Annotated in this window: 12 protein-coding genes; 4 read left to right on the forward strand and 8 right to left on the reverse strand. The window is 58.7% G+C overall.

All coding sequences use genetic code 11. The annotated features are described in order from the left end of the window. Positions 1–545 precede the first annotated feature (545 nt). The 5 genes from IV01_RS13875 to IV01_RS13855 form a co-directional block, all read right to left on the reverse strand. Positions 546–2,084, reverse strand: coding sequence for a DHA2 family efflux MFS transporter permease subunit (locus tag IV01_RS13875; RefSeq protein ID WP_032628331.1), 1,539 nt, complete (start codon positions 2,082–2,084; stop codon positions 546–548). 60 nt (positions 2,085–2,144) lie between these two features. Further along, on the reverse strand, positions 2,145–3,359 hold the full coding sequence (locus tag IV01_RS13870) for an HlyD family efflux transporter periplasmic adaptor subunit (protein ID WP_032628332.1): 1,215 nt from the start codon (positions 3,357–3,359) through the stop codon (positions 2,145–2,147). Between the two features lie 5 nt (positions 3,360–3,364). Further along, positions 3,365–4,840: an efflux transporter outer membrane subunit gene (locus tag IV01_RS13865; RefSeq protein ID WP_032628333.1), complete on the reverse strand. Its 1,476-nt coding sequence runs from the start codon at positions 4,838–4,840 to the stop codon at positions 3,365–3,367. Further along, a complete protein-coding gene (locus IV01_RS13860; protein WP_032628334.1) occupies positions 4,837–5,325 on the reverse strand; it encodes a MarR family winged helix-turn-helix transcriptional regulator in 489 nt (162 codons plus the stop codon). The genes IV01_RS13865 and IV01_RS13860 overlap by 4 nt, the downstream gene beginning before the upstream one ends. A 300-nt stretch (positions 5,326–5,625) precedes the next feature. Then, the gene (locus IV01_RS13855) at positions 5,626–6,237 is read right to left on the reverse strand and encodes a tRNA-(ms[2]io[6]A)-hydroxylase (RefSeq protein ID WP_032628336.1); all 612 of its coding nucleotides are present in this window, start codon (positions 6,235–6,237) and stop codon (positions 5,626–5,628) included. 157 nt (positions 6,238–6,394) lie between these two features. Between IV01_RS13855 and IV01_RS13850 the strand changes: the two genes are divergently transcribed. Continuing rightward, positions 6,395–7,255: a universal stress protein gene (locus tag IV01_RS13850; protein WP_032628338.1), complete on the forward strand. Its 861-nt coding sequence runs from the start codon at positions 6,395–6,397 to the stop codon at positions 7,253–7,255. Between the two features lie 134 nt (positions 7,256–7,389). On the opposite strand, the gene rlmM is transcribed toward IV01_RS13850, so the two are convergent. Beyond that, positions 7,390–8,457 (reverse strand): 23S rRNA (cytidine(2498)-2'-O)-methyltransferase RlmM, encoded by a 1,068-nt coding sequence (gene rlmM, locus IV01_RS13845; protein ID WP_032628340.1) that lies wholly within the window; start codon positions 8,455–8,457, stop codon positions 7,390–7,392. 261 nt (positions 8,458–8,718) lie between these two features. On the opposite strand from rlmM, the gene acnA reads away from it, so the two are divergent. Further along, the gene (acnA, locus tag IV01_RS13840; protein WP_032628342.1) at positions 8,719–11,463 is read left to right on the forward strand and encodes an aconitate hydratase AcnA; all 2,745 of its coding nucleotides are present in this window, start codon (positions 8,719–8,721) and stop codon (positions 11,461–11,463) included. Positions 11,464–11,748: 285 nt separating this feature from the next. Beyond that, positions 11,749–12,609: a shikimate dehydrogenase gene (locus IV01_RS13835; RefSeq protein ID WP_032628343.1), complete on the forward strand. Its 861-nt coding sequence runs from the start codon at positions 11,749–11,751 to the stop codon at positions 12,607–12,609. Between the two features lie 128 nt (positions 12,610–12,737). Here IV01_RS13835 and IV01_RS13830 read toward each other — a convergent pair whose 3' ends face one another. After that, positions 12,738–13,409, reverse strand: coding sequence for a TetR/AcrR family transcriptional regulator (locus IV01_RS13830; protein WP_032628425.1), 672 nt, complete (start codon positions 13,407–13,409; stop codon positions 12,738–12,740). 96 nt (positions 13,410–13,505) lie between these two features. Continuing rightward, entirely contained in the window at positions 13,506–15,413 is a 1,908-nt protein-coding gene (gene quiC / locus IV01_RS13825) for a 3-dehydroshikimate dehydratase QuiC (protein WP_032628344.1), read from the reverse strand. 599 nt (positions 15,414–16,012) lie between these two features. Here quiC and IV01_RS13820 point away from each other — a divergent pair. Continuing rightward, complete coding sequence (locus tag IV01_RS13820) at positions 16,013–17,362, forward strand: MFS transporter (RefSeq protein ID WP_032628346.1); 1,350 nt, start codon at positions 16,013–16,015, stop codon at positions 17,360–17,362. Positions 17,363–17,603: the final 241 nt, after the last annotated feature.

Below are 17,603 nucleotides of genomic sequence, written 5' to 3' on the forward strand. Positions count from 1 at the left end.
AACCCAGTCCACGGTAGCCTAGCCAACTGCTGTCCAACTTTTGGGGCGCACTTCATTCAACTGTAGGAGCGCGCTTGCCCGCGAAGAATGATGACGCGGTGTATCTGAAGCATCGCAGTGCCTAATTCGCGAGCAAGGTGGAGCGCCACCCCGGTCGCTCCCACAGAAGATCAACGAACCCGTGGGAGCGAATTCATTCGCGAAGGCTATGGATCAAACAAAAAATACAGCGAGGCATGCACACAAAAAAACAGGCCGGCTCTCAGGCCGCCTCGCGCGCTTTTGATCTTAGGCGCCCCATCAAACCACGCTGGCCGGAAGCCGATATTGATTTGGCGGGCAAACCGGCATGGATGCCGGTTTAGCCGCGCTGGGCCAGGGATGGCCCTTCGCGGCGGGCCCGCCGAATCAATGTCGGATTACGGGTATGCCGAGCGACAGCGAGGGACCGAGTGGTGGGGCAAGAGCGTTTTGCTTACTTTTGCGCTTTTTGTATAGACCGGAGACATCGCTCACACAAGGACTGCGTAAATCCTTAAAACCTCTTAATGCCCGCTCCCAGCCGCAGGCCCCGCCTTCGCCGTAAACGGCGGCTTCGCCAGCCAGACCAGCAGAATCAAGCCCATGAACACCCAGCCCATCAGGTGAAAGTAATCCACCGTGGACATCATGTACGCCTGGCTGTTGAGCGTCTGCTCCAGCTGCGCATACGCCTGAGGCCCGGCGCCGCCCAGGTTGTTCAGCGCCTCCCGGGTCGCCGGGTCGTAGGCGCTGATGTTTTCACTCAGATACGCGTGATGCTGATCCGCCCGGCGAATCCAGATCCAGGTGGTCAATGAGGCAGCAAAACTACCTCCCAACGTCCGCAGGAAGGTAGCCAGCCCGGAGCCGTCGGCAATCTGGTTCGGCGGCAGGTCCGACAGGAGGATGCTCAGGGTCGGCATAAAGAACAGCGCTACACCCGCGCCCATGAACAATTGCACCAAAGCAATGTGCTCGAAGTCCACTTCATTGGTAAACCCGGCGCGCATGAAACAACTGGTGCCAATCGCCAGAAACGCCAGCCCGGCCAGCAGCCGCAGGTCGAACTTGTGAGCGTATTTGCCCACGAACGGCGACATCAAGACTGGCAAAATCCCGATCGGTGCTACCGCCAACCCCGCATAAGTGGCGGTATAGCCCATCTGCGTCTGTAGCCACTGCGGCAGCAACAGGTTTATGCCGAAGAACCCGGCATAGCCGCCGACCAACACCATGGTGCCGATACGAAAGTTGCGGAACGCGAACAGGCGCAAATTGACGATGGGATGCTTGTCGGTCATTTCCCAGATGACGAACACCGACAACGCAATGGCGGAGATCACGGTGCCAATGATGATGAAGTTGGATTCGAACCAGTCCAGGTCATTGCCCTTGTCGAGCACCACCTGCAAGGCACCAACGCCGATGATCAGGGTGATCAACCCGACATAGTCCATCGGCTGATAACTGGTGACCACCGGACGCTTGGCCATTTGCATGCGCACTACCAACACAGCGAACAGACCAATGGGAATGTTGATAAAGAAAATCCACGGCCAGCTGTAACTGTCGGTAATCCAGCCGCCCAGAATAGGCCCGGCAATCGGCGCGACCACTGTGACCATCGCCAGCAATGCCAATGCCATCCCCCTTTTCGCCGGAGGATAAACGGCAATCAGCAAGGTCTGTGTCATCGGATACAAAGGTCCCGCCACCACTCCCTGCAATACGCGAAAGCCCACCAGTTCGGGCATGGATTGGGAGATCCCGCACAGGAAAGAAGCTACGACGAACAGAATCGTTGCCCAAAGAAACAGCTTCACCTCACCAAACCGACGGCTCAGCCAGCCCGTCAATGGCAAGGCAATGGCATTGCTCACCGCGAACGAGGTGATCACCCAGGTGCCCTGCTCCGAGCTGACGCCGAGGTTGCCGGAGATGGTCGGCAAGGCGACGTTGGCAATCGTGGTGTCGAGGACCTGCATGAAGGTTGCCAGCGACAGGCCGATGGTGCAGAGCAACAAGCTGGGCGGCGTAAATGAAGCGGGTGCGTTGGCGCTCATCGCGAATCCCCGAAAACTTGACGGCGCCTCAGCAAAGGCCGAGGCACGTGGATTGGCGGATCAGCGCTGGGCGGTCTTGCCGGTGGCTGCGCTGTTTTCCTGAATCAGACGAGCAATCAGAGCATCCGCATCGGCCAGCTGCTGTTCGTAGACATTGGTGCTGAACGAGGCCTTTTTCGGCGGTTGTTGCGCCAGCACCGGCCCGCTCTGATCATGCAGATTGACGTTGACCACGGTGGACAGGCCGATGCGCAAAGGGTGTTCAGCCAGTTCATCGGCATTGATATGAACGCGCACCGGAACCCGCTGAACGATCTTGATCCAGTTGCCCGTGGCGTTCTGTGCAGGCAGCAACGCAAAAGCGCTGCCGGTGCCTGCGCCAAGGCTGTCGATGGTGCCGCTGTACTTCACATCGCTGCCGTACAGGTCGGATTCGATCTCCACTGGCTGACCAATACGCATGTTGCCCAGCTGGGTTTCCTTGAAGTTGGCGTCGATCCACAGCTCATTGAGTGGGATCACGGCCATCAACGCGGTACCCGGCTGGACGCGTTGTCCCAGCTGTACGGTGCGCTTGGCCACGTAGCCGGTTACCGGCGCGATCAAGGTGCTTCGGGCATTGGCCAGGTAAGCCTGACGTAACTGCGCGGCGGCGGCTTTGACGTCTGGATGGGACGAGACTTCGGTGTCATCCACCAACGCGACGCTGCTGGCCAATTGTTGTTGCACGTTGTTCAAGGCGCTCTGGGCGCTGATCAGATCGTCATGAGCGTGAGACAGCTCTTCCTGGGAAATCGCCCCGCCTGCCGCCAGATTCTTGCGTCGGTTGTAGTTGTCCTGAGCCTTTTTGACTTCGGCACGCTGGGCCGCCAGTTGGGCCTTCATGCCATCGACATTGCTGTACAGGCCGCGCACCTGACGCACAGTCTTGGCCAGATTGGCTTCGGCGCTCTGCAGACCAACTTCGGCATCACTCGGGTCAAACTGCAGCAGGACCTGACCAGCGCGGACCAGGTCGCCATCATCAGCGCCAATGCTGGTCACTGTGCCGGTCACCAACGGCGTGATCTCTACCACGTTGCCATTGACGTAGGCGTCGTCGGTGCTTTCATTCCAGCGGCCATACAGCTCGTGCCAGGCCCAAACGCCCAGCCCGCCGAGGATGACGATCAGCGCCAGACCGATCAGCAGGACTTTACGTTTGCGCGGGCTGCTGTCCTTTTTTGCGGCGTCTTGTTTGGAGGTATCTGTGTTTTCGCTAGCGGCAGTGGCCATGACGATTACCTTGAGTTAGTCAGCGAAGCAGTTGATGGGGTGGTTTCAACCGGGCTTTTGCCCTCGAAACCACCACCCAGGGCCTGCATCAACTGGATCGACAAATCGATTCGTTCGGCGTTGAGATCAGCCAATTGGCGTTGTGACTGGAGCAACTGCTGCTCGATGGTCAGCACGTCCAGGTAGTTACCGATGCCCGAGCCGTAGCGCTGGGTCACGGTATTGAAGGATTGCTGGATCACATCGGTAGCGTGCTGCCGGGCCTGAATCTGCCCGTCAATCTCGCGCAGCTGACCGATGTTGTCGCTGACATCGCCCAGCGCCCGGACCAGACTCTTGTTGTATTGCGCCACGGCCAGGTCGTAATCGGCATCCCGGGCATCCAGATCAGCGCGCAGACGACCGCCGTCGAACAACGGCAGGGAAATGGTGGGCGCAATATTGAAGAAGCGACTGGCCGAACCGAACAGCGCATCACCCAGCAGTGACTGGGTGCCGGCTGCAGCGCTGAGGTTCAGGTTCGGATAGAAATTGGTCTTGCCGGCGACGATATTCTTGCTCGCAGCCTCCACTCGCCAGCGCGCTGCGACGATGTCCGGACGACGGCCCAGCAACTCGGCAGGCAGCTGCGACGGCAATGCAACCACAGCAGGTTTGAGCAGGTTCGGTCGGGCAATTTCCTGACCGCGATCCGGTCCTTTGCCCAGCAACACCGCCAGAGCGATTTTCGCACTGCGCAGGCGCTTGTCCGCATCAATCAAGGCTTCCTGGGAGTTGGCTTCCAGGCTTTCGGTCTGTTGATATTGATACTGGCTGTCGATCCCGGACTTCAGGCGCTGGCTACCCAGATCCAGCAGCTGGCGGGTGCGTTTGAGGTCTTCGCTCGCCAGATCGTGGACGATATAAGCCTGACCCAGATCGCTGTAAGCCCTGGCAACGTCAGCCGCCAGGGTCAGGCGTGCGGCCTGCTCGTCGACCTCAGCCGCGCGAGCCTGGCCCAGCGCAGCTTCCCAGGCAGCCCGCTGGCCGCCCCACAGATCGAAGTTGTAATTGAAATTCACCGCCATACTGCGCAGGGTGCTGTAACGCCCGCCCGCCCCTTGCGGGTCTTGGTCGCGGGCCAGTCGGGAGCGGCTAACGCTGGCATCGGCGTCCAGGGTGGGCATGCGCGCCGCATCGGCAGCATAGGCCGAAGCCATGGCCTGGTGGGTACGCGCGTTGGCGACTTGCATGTCCGGGCTGTCGCGCAGGGCTTCGTTGATCAGACCGTCGAGTTGCGGATCACCGAGGTTTGTCCACCAGTCGCGCTTCGGCCAGGCCGCCGGAGACAGGTTGATGCCTTGCAGGCTTTGTTCGCTGTGCAGGCTTTTCGGATCAAGACGTGTGCCCTCAGTGGTCAGGCCACTGTAGTTGGCACAACCGGCAAGGCTCAGGGCGATCATCAGCAGGCTGTAGCGCGCCTGCAAAATCGAAGGGTTCATTCTGCACCTGCGTTTTTGAAGCTCAAGCGGGCGATGGTGATGGGGTCGTTGGCGTCGATCAGCACCTTGCTCAGGATCCGTTCCAGGCTGGCGACCTCTCCTGCGTCGAGCACGCTGAGCAAGCCATTCATGGCGTCAGCGCCAATCTGCGGCAGACGGTCGGTGATCGCCTTGCCCGCCGGCGTCAATGCCAGCTGCACCTGACGACGGTCAGACTCAGAGCGAGTGCGCTCGATGAGCTGTTTTTGCTCTAGGCGATCAAGCATTCGGGTCATGGATCCGCTGTCCAGGGACAGGTGCCGACACAATTCAGCAGGCTTGTCTGCCTTGAACTGGGCCACGATGATCAACACCTTGAACTGCGATGAAGTGATGTCGTAAGGCAGCAATTGCTGGTCAAGAAGGCGATCTTTCAGCGAGTTGGTACGACCGATGAGCATACCCATGATCGTCGACTGCTGATTATCGGGAGTGAAATGTTTCATGAATCCACCAAATTAGCTGCCTAGGCAGAGAATGTGGCGATATTACTGCCTAGGCAGCTAATAGCAAAGCTTTTATTAGCTTGCTTGGTATTTGAGTACGAACAGGCGCTAAGTCTGCGGAAAATCGTGCAGTGTCATTGGCACAACGCTGTCGTGTGGAAAACCTGAACCAGTAGGAGCGCGCTTGCCCGCGATAGCGATAATTCAGTCAAAAAATTATTGCCTGAACCACCGCTATCGCGGGCAAGGTGGATCGCCACCCCGGTCGCTCCTACAGGTCTGGGGTCATTCCGGTGGGATTCAAACAAAAACCGGCGTACCGCTGTGAAACCGAAACTCCGGATCCGGGCTTTCGATCAAGTCGCGCTCGGCCAACAGGATCTCTTCGATCTTGGCGTCTACATCCGCCTTGTCGCCGTAGGTATGGGCCAGCTTCAGGTAATCCTGAAAGTGCCGTGCTTCCGACTTCAATAACCCGGCGTAGAACTTGGCCAGCTCTTCGTCCAGATGCGGCACCAGGGCGGCGAAGCGCTCGCAGGAGCGGGCTTCGACAATAGCGCCGACGATCAACGCATCGGTGAGGCGATAGGGGTTGTGGTTACGAACCAGTTTGCGCAATGCCCCGGCATAGCGCGCCGAGCTGACGTTGGCCATCGGTATTTCGCGCTTGCGGATGATGCTCAGCACTTGCTCGAAATGTCGCAGTTCTTCCCGGGCCAGCCGCGACATTTTGCTCAGCAGATCGAACTTGTCGTTGTACTGAAACATGAACTGGAACGCCGCCCCGGCGGCCTTCTTTTCATTGTTCGCATGGTCGATCAGCAGGATATCCAGATTTTGCAAAGCGGCCTGGACCCAGCGGTCGGGGGTGCGGCAAAGGAGGAAGGCTTCGATTTCAGGGATCGGGTACATAGGCTCACAAATGGCCGGATGGGCAGGGCCGGGCATTATACGAGGGTGACCGGGTTGCGGCGACACAAATGCGCTGATCTGCATCAACGTCAGGTTCGGCGCAGTGCAACTATAGTTGTTGCTTGCATCAGGGATGCACGCCCTCAGGAGACACATCATGCAAGCGATTCGCAGCATTCTGGTGGTAATCGAAGCTGACCACGCCGACAGCCTGACGCTCAAGCGGGCGCGACTGATTGCTGGCGTCACGCAGGCGCATCTGCACCTGCTGATCTGCGATAAACAAAAGCATCCGCATACCGCCGTGCTGCTGGAGCTCAAGCGTCGCCTGCATGACGAAGGTTTTTCGGCCACCACTGAACAGGCCTGGCACGACAATCTGCATAACACCATCATCACCGTGCAGCAGGCCGAAGGCTGCGGTTTGGTGATCAAGCAGCACTTCCCGGACAACCCGATCAAGAAAGCGCTGCTCACCCCCGAAGACTGGAAACTGCTGCGCTTGTGCCCAAGCCCGGTATTGATGGTCAAAACCGACCGGCCGTGGACCAACGGCGTGGTGCTCGCGGCGGTGGACGTGGGTAATTCGGACGAGGCGCACAAGGCGCTGCATTACAGCATCGTCGACCATGGGTACGACATCGCTGCCGTGGCCAAGGCCAGCCTGCATGTGATCGCCGCCCATCCGTCGCCAATGCTGTCGGCGGCCAATCCGGTATTTCAACTCAAGGAGACCATTGAGGCGCGTTACCGCGAGCAGTGTCAGGCATTCCAGAGCGAATTTGATATTACTGACGAGCGCCTGCACATCGCCGAAGGTCCGGCCGACGTGTTGATCCCTTATACCGCCCGGCAACTGGGCGCGGCGGTGACGATCATCGGCACCGTCGCCCGCACCGGCATCCCTGCTGCCCTGATCGGCAATACGGCAGAAGTGGTGCTCGATTCACTGGAGAGTGATGTGCTGGTGTTGAAGACCGAAGAGATCATCGGGCATCTGGAGGAGTTGTTGGTGTAGCAATCCTTCCTAGCGGAGCTGCTTCTGTGGGAGCGGTGCTTGCCCGCGATACGTACACCACGGATGTCTGTTAGATCGCGTAGACCTTATCGCGGGCAAGCACCGCTCCCACAGGATCTCATTCCATTCAAAAATCAGGCTTTACGCTTCCCATCCAGCCGACGCAAATGGCAGGTGACTTCTTCCCGGTCGTGATACAGCTGCTTGCAGCCGATTTCGACGCGGATGCCACGGGCTTCAAAACCCTCTTCGATGCGTTGCAGCAAACGGCTGACTTCGGCATAGCGCTGTTTCATCGGCAGTTTGAGGTTGACCACCGCCTCACGACACAGGCCCTCGCCCAGCCAGGTTTCCAGCAAGGCAGCATTACGTGCAGGCTTCTCGACGATGTCGCACACCATCCAGTCCACTGGCTGACGGGGCTTGTAGGTAAAGCCGTCGGCCATCAGGTGTTGAACCAGCCCGGTGTCCATCAGGCTTTCGGCCATGGGCCCGTTGTCGATGGCAGTGACCAGCATGCCGCGACGCACCAGTTGGTAAGTCCAGCCACCCGGTGCAGCGCCAAGGTCGACGCCGGTCATATCACCCGACAGACGCTCGTCCCATTGGTCCCGAGGAATGAAGTGGTGCCAGGCCTCTTCCAGCTTGAGGGTCGAACGGCTCGGCGCTTCCCGGGGGAATTTCAGACGCGGGATACCCATGGGCCACATCGCGCAATTATCGGCTTCGGCCAGGCCAAGGAACACTTCGCGACCGCTTTTGAAGGTCAGCAACAGACGCGGCTTGCGTGGGTCGTCGACCAGCTTGCCCGCCTCGGTCAGGGCCTTGCGCAAGGGGGCTTCGAACTTGCGACAAAAGTTGGAAAGCTCCTTGCCGTCGTTGGTGTCCACCACCTCTAGCCACAGGCTGCCGCAGGTGGCGAAGCTGGCCATGTGCGAGAGGATAACGCTGATGCGGTCGGTTTCCGGCAGGTCCAGGAATACGCCGCGGGCCCATTGCCGAGGGAAGATCAGCTTGGAAAAACGCTGGCCCTTCATCAGCCGCTCGGCGCCGTCGTCTTCGGTGCAGACAAACTCGGCGTACGCCGCACTCGGTTTGGCTTTGGCATAACCGGAAACATTCAGTCGCGCCGCGTGCTCGGCGATCTCCGAACAGACCTCGCCTTCAAAGCCCGGACGGCAGTGCATAAACAGAGTATTCATGGGGTGCTCCTGAACAGCGACCAGCAGCGATCACTAACAGGCGGTCTCGGTGACCTATACCTGAGGGTTAATCTCAGCGACGCAAAAGGCGAGCATGATAGCCGAATCAGGAACCACTGGCTTGGCTAGTGGGTCCAGTATTACAACAGTCATTAATCGCAAGCATCGTCATGACCGGCTCATGTTCCGTAAACAACAGAGCAGATGCCCGCTTGCAAAACCCGGTCCGTACCGTGCGGACGCGTCAAAAGGAGTTACTTCATGTCCTCCCTCGATAGCCTGAAAAGCCTTAAAACTCTAGAGATCGACAACAAGACTTTTCACTATTTCAGCCTGCCCGAAGCCGCCAAATCACTGGGGGATCTGGACAGACTTCCGATGTCCCTCAAGGTCCTGCTGGAAAACCTGCTGCGCTGGGAGGATGACAAAACCGTCACCGGCGAAGATCTCAAGGCCCTGGCCGCCTGGCTGACAGAGCGTCGCTCGGACCGGGAAATACAGTACCGCCCTGCCCGAGTACTGATGCAAGACTTCACCGGCGTGCCAGCAGTTGTCGATCTCGCCGCCATGCGCGCCGCCGTGGCCAAGGCCGGGGGCGACCCGCAGCGCATCAATCCGCTGTCGCCAGTGGATCTAGTCATTGACCATTCGGTAATGGTCGACAAGTTCGGCGACGCCAGCGCCTTCGAGCAGAACGTGGACATCGAGATGCAGCGCAACGGCGAGCGCTACGCATTTCTGCGCTGGGGCCAGAGTGCCTTCGATAACTTCAGCGTAGTGCCACCGGGCACCGGTATCTGCCATCAGGTGAACCTCGAATATCTGGGGCGCACGGTATGGACCAAGGATGAGGACGGCCGCACCTACGCCTTCCCAGACACACTGGTCGGCACCGACTCCCATACCACGATGATCAACGGCCTTGGCGTGCTGGGCTGGGGTGTGGGCGGCATTGAAGCCGAAGCCGCCATGCTCGGCCAGCCGGTGTCGATGCTGATCCCGGAAGTCATCGGCTTCAAATTGACCGGCAAACTCAAGGAAGGCATCACCGCCACCGACCTGGTGCTGACGGTGACGCAAATGCTGCGCAAGAAAGGCGTGGTCGGCAAATTCGTGGAGTTCTACGGCGACGGCCTGGCTGATCTGCCCCTGGCCGACCGCGCCACCATCGCCAACATGGCACCGGAATATGGCGCGACCTGTGGCTTCTTCCCGGTGGACGAGGTGACGCTGGAATATCTGCGCCTCTCGGGTCGCCCAGACCAGACCGTGAAGTTGGTGGAAGCCTACTGCAAGGCCCAGGGCCTATGGCGCCTGCCCGGTCAGGAGCCGGTGTTCACCGACAGTCTGGAGCTGGACATGGACACGGTCGAAGCCAGCCTTGCCGGTCCGAAACGTCCTCAGGATCGGGTGGCGCTACCCAATGTTGCCCAGGCGTTCAGTGATTTCCTGGGTCTGCAAATGAAACCTACCCAGAAAGACGAAGGCCGCCTGGAAAGCGAAGGTGGTGGTGGTGTCGCAGTGGGTAATGCCGATCAAGTCACCGGCGAAGCCGACTATGAATACAATGGCCAGACATATCGCTTGAAAAACGGTGCGGTGGTGATCGCTGCCATTACCTCGTGTACCAACACCTCCAACCCCAGCGTGATGATGGCTGCCGGGCTGGTCGCCAAGAAGGCAGTGGAAAAAGGCCTGAAAACCAAACCATGGGTAAAAACCTCGCTGGCTCCGGGCTCCAAAGTGGTCACCGATTACTACAAAGCAGCGGGTTTGACTCAATACCTCGACGCCTTGGGGTTCGATCTGGTGGGCTACGGCTGTACAACCTGCATCGGCAACTCCGGACCGCTGCCCGAGCCTATCGAAAAAGCCATCCAGCAATCCGATCTGACCGTGGCTTCGGTACTGTCCGGCAATCGCAACTTCGAAGGCCGGGTGCATCCGCTGGTCAAAACCAATTGGCTGGCTTCGCCGCCTTTGGTAGTGGCTTACGCCTTGGCAGGCAGTGTGCGGGTCGACATCAGCAGCGAACCTCTGGGTGAAGGCGCGGATGGTCAGCCGGTTTACTTGCGGGACATCTGGCCTACCCAGAAGGAGATCGCCGAAGCAGTCGAGCAGGTCAATACCGGGATGTTCCATAAGGAATACGCCGAAGTGTTTGCCGGGGACGAGCAATGGCAGGCCATTGAAGTGCCGCAGGCCGCTACTTATGTGTGGCAGGAAGACTCGACTTATATCCAGCATCCACCGTTCTTCGACGAAATTGCCGGACCACTGCCGGTGATCGAGGATGTTCGCGGCGCCCGAGTCCTGGCGTTGCTGGGTGACTCGGTGACCACTGACCACATTTCCCCGGCGGGCAACATCAAGTCCGACAGCCCGGCTGGCCGCTACTTGCGTCAACAGGGCGTCGAGCCACGGGACTTCAACTCCTACGGCTCACGCCGGGGCAATCATGAAGTGATGATGCGCGGCACGTTCGCCAACATTCGTATCCGCAACGAGATGCTCGGCGGCGCAGAAGGCGGCTACACCCTGCACGTCCCCACTGACGAGAAAATGCCGATCTACGATGCCGCCATGCGTTATCAGGCCGAGGGCACGCCGCTGGTGGTGATTGCCGGTCAGGAATACGGCACCGGCTCCAGCCGAGACTGGGCGGCCAAGGGCACCAATCTACTAGGGGTCAAGGCCGTTATCGCCGAGAGCTTCGAACGGATTCACCGCTCCAATCTGGTTGGCATGGGCGTACTACCGTTGCAGTTCAAGAATGGCCAGAGCCGCAAGAGCCTGAACCTGACCGGCAAGGAGACGCTGGAAATCAGCGGTTTGACCCATGCCAATCTGCAGCCGGGCATGAGTCTGCGTTTGACCATTACCCGGGAGGACGGCAGTCAGGAACCGGTTGATGTGCTGTGCCGTATCGACACCTTGAATGAGGTCGAATATTTCAAGGCAGGAGGGATTCTGCATTACGTGTTACGGCAGTTGATCGCGTCGTAGCTATTAAGTGAGCATCTGTGGGAGCGGTGCTTGGCATGGGCGGCATTCCGACGATAGGGGCCTCGCGCTCTAAAGTGAATTGCGTCCAGCCTTATCGCGGGCAAGCACCGCTCCCACAGGATGTCATTCCAATTCAGGTTCAGATTTAGAACACAGGGGCGATAAACGAACAGATTTATCGCCTTGTCTTCCTCTAGGCTCTTCCGCAAAATTAACCATCTGGTACATTTTGCTGAAACCGCATCCTTCGATCCCTGATGCGGCCTCTAATAAGAGCCGATCGCCATGAACGCAACCCGCAAACCGTCCATCCTAGCCGGCCTTATCGGTTCGGGTATTCAGGCCTCACGCACCCCTGCCCTGCATGAACATGAAGGCGATGCCCAAGGCATGCGCTACCTGTATCGCCTGATTGACCTCGACGCCTTGAAGCTCGATATCAGCGCCCTGCCCGAGCTGCTGAACAGCGCCCAGCGCATGGGCTACACCGGGTTGAACATTACCTTCCCCTGCAAGCAGGCCGTGATCCCTCTGCTCGACGACCTGTCGGCAGAAGCCCGGGGGATTGGTGCGGTGAACACCGTGTTGTTCAAGGATGGCAAATGCATCGGGCATAACACCGACTGCCTGGGGTTTGCCGAGGGTTTCCGGCGCGGTTTTAACGATGTATCACGCAAACGCGTGGTGCAGATGGGTGCCGGTGGCGCCGGTGCGGCGGTGGCGCATGCGTTGCTGGCCGAAGGCGTTGAACAACTGAGCATCTTTGAAGTGGACCCGGCGCGGGCACAAGGCTTGGTGGACAACCTGAACGCGCATTTCGGCGCTGATCGGGCAGTGGTGGGTCGCGACTTGGCGGCCGCCATGGCAGCCGCCGATGGGCTGGTCAACACCACGCCGGTGGGCATGAGCAAACTGCCCGGCACGCCGCTGCCGCCCCAGCTTTTGCATTCGGGTTTGTGGGTCGCGGAAATTATCTATTTCCCGCTGGAAACCGAGCTGCTCAAACACGCCCGTGAACTGGGTTGCCGCACCTTGGACGGCGGCACCATGGCGGTGTTTCAGGCGGTCAAGGCATTCGAGTTGTTCAGCGGGCAGACGGCGGATGCGGGGCGGATGCAGGAGCATTTTCACAGCATGAACGGTTGATGCTGTTGGAGCGTGTGGGCGGCATTCCGACTTGCCCGCGAACGGCACACCTTGGAATGGCAGATGGACCGCGTCATCGTTCTTCGCGGGCAAGCCTCGCTCCAACAAACTCCTTCGATTCCAGGCTCCTAAGGCCGCAGGTAACGAGTCACCGAATCACACAGCATCGCCTTGTGGCGTTCTTTTATTTCGTCATTGACCAGCTCAATCTGGAAAATCTCGGAAAAAGTGTGGCGGTTGGAGATGCGGTAGAAACAGAACGAACTGATCATCAAGTGCAGATCAATGGCATCCACGCCTTGGCGGAACACTCCTTCGCGCTCACCTCGACGCAGGATCTTGTCGAGGATGCTGACAATGTTCTGGCTCAACTCGCGTATGGTCGGTGACTGTTTGACGTTCTCGCCGTTGTGGATGTTCTCGATGCAGACAATGCGCACGAAATCGACATTGCGGTCGTGGTGGTCGAAGGTGAATTCCACCAGCCGCTGAATCGCCTGCATGGGCTCCAGCGCATCCAGATTGAGGCCGCTTTCGGTGCGGCGTATGTCGCCATAGAGTTTTTCCAGCACTTCGGCGTACAGCTGCTCCTTGCTGTTGAAATAGTAATAAATCATCCGCTTGGAGGTTTTGGTGCGCTCGGCGATGGCATCGACTCGCGCACCGGACAAGCCCTGGGCGACAAATTCGGCGATAGCCGCCTGCAAAATGTCGTCGCGAGTTTTCTCCGGGTTGTTCTTGCGCCCCGTCGGCGATGCCCGAACCCGAGCAATTACAGCACTGTCGTCGATAGTTTTCATATTCGGATGGGTAACCACGGTCATATCGGGGCGGTGCTGTGTTTTCACACAGTCTCGGATCCGCCCTCGAAACTCAAAACGACTGCGCCAGGTGGGTCAAAGCCTGGCCTGACGCGCCGCGCCGCTGCGTGTCTTGGCCATCGCTGCCAGACGTACAGCAACATTGGCCGCACCGTAACCCACATAGCCATTCTTGCGCTGCAAAATCTCGAAGAAGAACCGGTCATCGAACGGCTCGGTGTAAACGTGAAACAGCTCGCCACCTTGAGCGTCACGGTCATAGAGCACGTTGTAATAGGCCAGTTCGCTAAGGAATTCGTCATCGAAATCAAAGCGCGCGGCCAAATCGTCGTAGTAATTGAGCGGGATGTCCAGCAGCTTCAAGCCAGCATCTTTGGCCCGGCTGACTTCGGCGAAGATATCCTCACAAGCAAAAGCAATGTGATGCACCCCTGAACCGCGGTAACTGGACAGCGCGTGGGAGATCGCCGTGTTGCGGTTCTCCGAGATATTGAGCGGCAAACGCACGGTGCTGCAACGGCTGCGCAGGGCACGGCTTTTCACCAGGCCATAAGGGTCGGGCAGCACCACTTCGTCGTCGGCTTCGAAATCCAGCAGGCTTTTATAGAACAGCACCCAACTGTCGAGACTGTCGGCGGGCAACGCCATGGCCATATGGTCGATGCGCTGCAAGCCACCGTCTGCCTGAGCGTTAGGGTTGATGACAAAATCGGTGTCGTAAATCGACTCACCTGGCGCGGCAGGCTCCACCAGATAAATCAGACTGCCATCCGGTGCCCGGACCGACGGGATTTCCCGCTCATTGGGGCCGACAAGCCCGCGATACGGCTGGCCTTTGAACGCCTGAGCACGCTCCAGCGCCGACGAGCCGTTTTCCACTCTCAACGCGGTGGCACACAGCGAGGGACCGTGAGCTTCGAAAAAACTGTGGGCAAACGAATACGGCTCGGCATTGAGGACAATCTTGATATCCCCCTGCCCCATCAAACTCACGGCCTTGGAACGGTGTTGACCCAGCCTGGCGAACCCGAGGTTGCCCAGCCACCCAGCCAGACGTGCGCGCTGATCGTCATCGACGGCAAACTCGAGAAATTCGACGCCGTTATAGGTGCTCGCCGGCGGCGGACTGAAGAGCAGGTCCTTAGCTACGGGTTGCTTTTCCTGCTCCAGCAACAAGCGGGTTTTTTCCTCCAGATACAACAATGAACGCAGGCCGTCGGCCGCATTGGCGCGGGGCGGCGCGGCACGGAAACCGTCATTGAAGATTTCCAGAGACAGCGGGCCGGTGTAGCCGCTTTTCAGGATCGGCGCCAGGAAGCCCGGCAAGTCAAACTCGCCCTGGCCGGGGAAGCAGCGGAAATGCCGGCTCCATTCCATGACATCCATGGCCAGAATCGGCGCGTCAGCCATCTGTACGAAGAAAATCTTGTCGCCGGGGATCTGTGAGATGGCACTGGGATCGCCTTTGAGGGACAAGGTATGAAAGCTGTCGAGCAACACGCCCAACGCCGGATGGTCGATCTGCCTGACCAGGTTCCAGACCTGCTGCCAGGTATTCACATGCCGCCCCCACGCCAGCGCTTCGTAGCCGATGCGCAGCTGCCGGGCACCGGCCCGCTCCGCCAACGCCGACAAGTCGTCCAGCAGGATGTTTTCTTCGCCCAGGGAGTCGGCGGCGCTGTTGCTGCAGACAAGTACCAGATCGGTGCCTAGCTCCTGCATCAGATCAAACTTGCGTTCGGCACGCTCCAGATTGCGCTGCAGTCGGTCGCGGCGGCAGCCTTCAAAATCCCGGAAAGGCTGGAACAGGGTGATGGCGATTGCCAGGTCCGCGCAGATCTGCCGCACATGCCGCGGGCTGCCATCGTAGTAAAGAAGGTCATTTTCGAAGATCTCGACACCGTCAAAGCCTGCGGCGGCGATGGCTTCGAGTTTTTCCGGCAGGGTACCGCTCAACGAAACGGTGGCAATCGAACGATGCATGTCTGACTCCTGTGAGATCGCGACCTCTGCGGATCGCATGCCTGATGCAGCCAAGGTACCGCTCAGCGAGGGACGGATTTGGGCTGATTGAATTATTCTCTCGCCCATTCCCAACCGCAATTCAAAATGTACCAACCGGTTAGTTTAATGTTCGATAATCGCCCAAAAGCCGGTTTGAGCGATTGACGCTGTCGCTCGGCGTGCGCACCATCTGCCTCACATTGTCGGACAAAATGAACAACCTGAAGTTGAACAGCCGTCGATAACACCCTTTGCAAGCACACCACAATAATTTCAAAAACAGGTCACGCCCATGCCTTCTCACAAAGCCCAATCCCCCGGCCGTCTCACGCCTTGCGGCCATCCTTTACCCGTTTTGTTATCGACAGAAGCCAACTCAGGCTCGCTTTTGTACGAAACGCGTATCGGATTGCCCGCAGCCTGATTAAAATCCAGCCCCTTTCAAATCAGCTCCTTGGGTTTATAGCCCCGTCGTTTATCAAGGCAGTTGAGCTCGCGACCTTCTGACGGTCGCGATAGGAGGCGCTTTTTCAGTTCGATCCAGCTTGCACCCGGATCCTTGAACGGATGGCTTGACCATGATTCACACACACTCGACGTCTGATGCAGCAAAAGAATCAGCAAAAGTCGCCACTCCCCATGCCAGCATGGGTAGCAAATTTCGCGACGCCATGGCGGTGGGTACAACCCGCTGGGGCATGCTGGCGCTGGTGTTTTTCGCCACCACGCTCAACTACATCGACCGCGCAGCCCTTGGCGTGATGCAACCGATTCTGGCCAAGGAAATGAGCTGGACGGCCATGGATTACGCCAACATCAACTTCTGGTTCCAGGTGGGCTATGCCGCTGGTTTCCTGCTGCAAGGCCGGTTTATAGACAAGGTCGGCGTCAAACGCGCCTTCTTCCTCGCGGTACTGCTCTGGAGCGTTGCCACCGGTGCCCATGGCCTGGCCACGTCGGCCACTGGCTTCATGATCTGCCGATTCATTCTCGGCCTGACTGAAGCCGCCAATTATCCAGCCTGCGTCAAAACCACACGGGTGTGGTTCCCGGCCGGTGAGCGGGCCATCGCTACGGGGATATTCAACGCCGGGACCAACGTTGGCGCGATGCTGACCCCAGCACTGCTGCCGTTCATCCTGACCGTCTGGGGCTGGCAGGCGGCGTTCATCTGCATGGGCCTGCTGGGCCTGGTCTGGGTAGTGACCTGGCGTCTGAAGTACTACAACCCGGAAGAACACCCCACCGTCAGCCGGACAGAACTGGACTACATCAACGACAACGCAAAACCCGAGCCGGTCAAGGTCCCTTTCTCGCATATCCTGAAAATGCGCGGTACCTGGGCGTTCGCAGTGGCCTACTCGCTGACCGCACCGGTGTTCTGGTTCTACTTGTATTGGTTGCCGCCGTTTCTCAATCAGCAATACAACCTGGGCATCAGCGTCACGCAAATGGGCATCCCGTTGATCCTGATCTGGCTGACCGCCGACTTCGGCAGCATCGGGGGCGGCATTCTCTCTTCCTGGCTGATCGGCCGAGGCATGCGTGCTACCACGGCAAGGCTGTTGTCGATGCTGATTTTCGCCTTGACCATCTGCAGCGTGGTGTTTGCCGCAAACGCCAGCGGGCTGTGGGTCGCCGTGCTGGCCATTGCCTTGGCAGTTGGTGCGCATCAGGCCTGGACCGCGAATATCTGGAGTCTGGTGATGGATTACACCCCCAAACACCTGATGAGCACCGTGTTCGGCTTTGGCGGCATGTGCGCGGCCATTGGCGGGATGTTCATGACCCAGATCGTGGGTGCAGTGCTGACGGCCACCAATAACAACTACAGCGTGTTGTTCACCATGATTCCAGCCATGTATTTCCTGGCCCTGATCTGGATGTACTTCATGGCGCCGCGGCGGGTCGAACCTCTCAAGGAGTGAAACACAAGCACTGAAACGCCAGCACCGATCCACTGCATGACAAAAGGCCGCTGCCCCGCCAGCGGCCTTTTTATTGCGCCCTGTATTAGGTGCAGAAACATCCCACAAACATTTCCTTCAGCCTGATCCTACAAAACACTGGAATTGCGCGCCCCCAATCAGGGAAGCTTGCCGCCCCACCGCTGGACCCAACTTCAGTGACGAGCTTGTGCAAGCGTAAATGGACTCAATGAACACTCCC

The sequence above is a fragment of the Pseudomonas syringae genome (genome assembly GCF_000737245.1).
Classification (GTDB): domain Bacteria; phylum Pseudomonadota; class Gammaproteobacteria; order Pseudomonadales; family Pseudomonadaceae; genus Aquipseudomonas; species Aquipseudomonas syringae_J.

Coding starts and splice junctions, on each gene's coding strand:
- quiC (WP_032628344.1), bottom strand. CDS start 15,413: ATGCATCGTTCGATTGCCACCGTTTCGTTGAGCGGTACCCTGCCGGAA.
- IV01_RS13820 (WP_032628346.1), top strand. CDS start 16,013: ATGATTCACACACACTCGACGTCTGATGCAGCAAAAGAATCAGCAAAA.
- IV01_RS13870 (WP_032628332.1), bottom strand. CDS start 3,359: ATGGCCACTGCCGCTAGCGAAAACACAGATACCTCCAAACAAGACGCC.
- IV01_RS13855 (WP_032628336.1), bottom strand. CDS start 6,237: ATGTACCCGATCCCTGAAATCGAAGCCTTCCTCCTTTGCCGCACCCCC.
- IV01_RS13835 (WP_032628343.1), top strand. CDS start 11,749: ATGAACGCAACCCGCAAACCGTCCATCCTAGCCGGCCTTATCGGTTCG.
- IV01_RS13875 (WP_032628331.1), bottom strand. CDS start 2,084: ATGAGCGCCAACGCACCCGCTTCATTTACGCCGCCCAGCTTGTTGCTC.
- IV01_RS13860 (WP_032628334.1), bottom strand. CDS start 5,325: ATGAAACATTTCACTCCCGATAATCAGCAGTCGACGATCATGGGTATG.
- IV01_RS13850 (WP_032628338.1), top strand. CDS start 6,395: ATGCAAGCGATTCGCAGCATTCTGGTGGTAATCGAAGCTGACCACGCC.
- acnA (WP_032628342.1), top strand. CDS start 8,719: ATGTCCTCCCTCGATAGCCTGAAAAGCCTTAAAACTCTAGAGATCGAC.
- IV01_RS13865 (WP_032628333.1), bottom strand. CDS start 4,840: ATGAACCCTTCGATTTTGCAGGCGCGCTACAGCCTGCTGATGATCGCC.
- rlmM (WP_032628340.1), bottom strand. CDS start 8,457: ATGAATACTCTGTTTATGCACTGCCGTCCGGGCTTTGAAGGCGAGGTC.
- IV01_RS13830 (WP_032628425.1), bottom strand. CDS start 13,409: ATGAAAACTATCGACGACAGTGCTGTAATTGCTCGGGTTCGGGCATCG.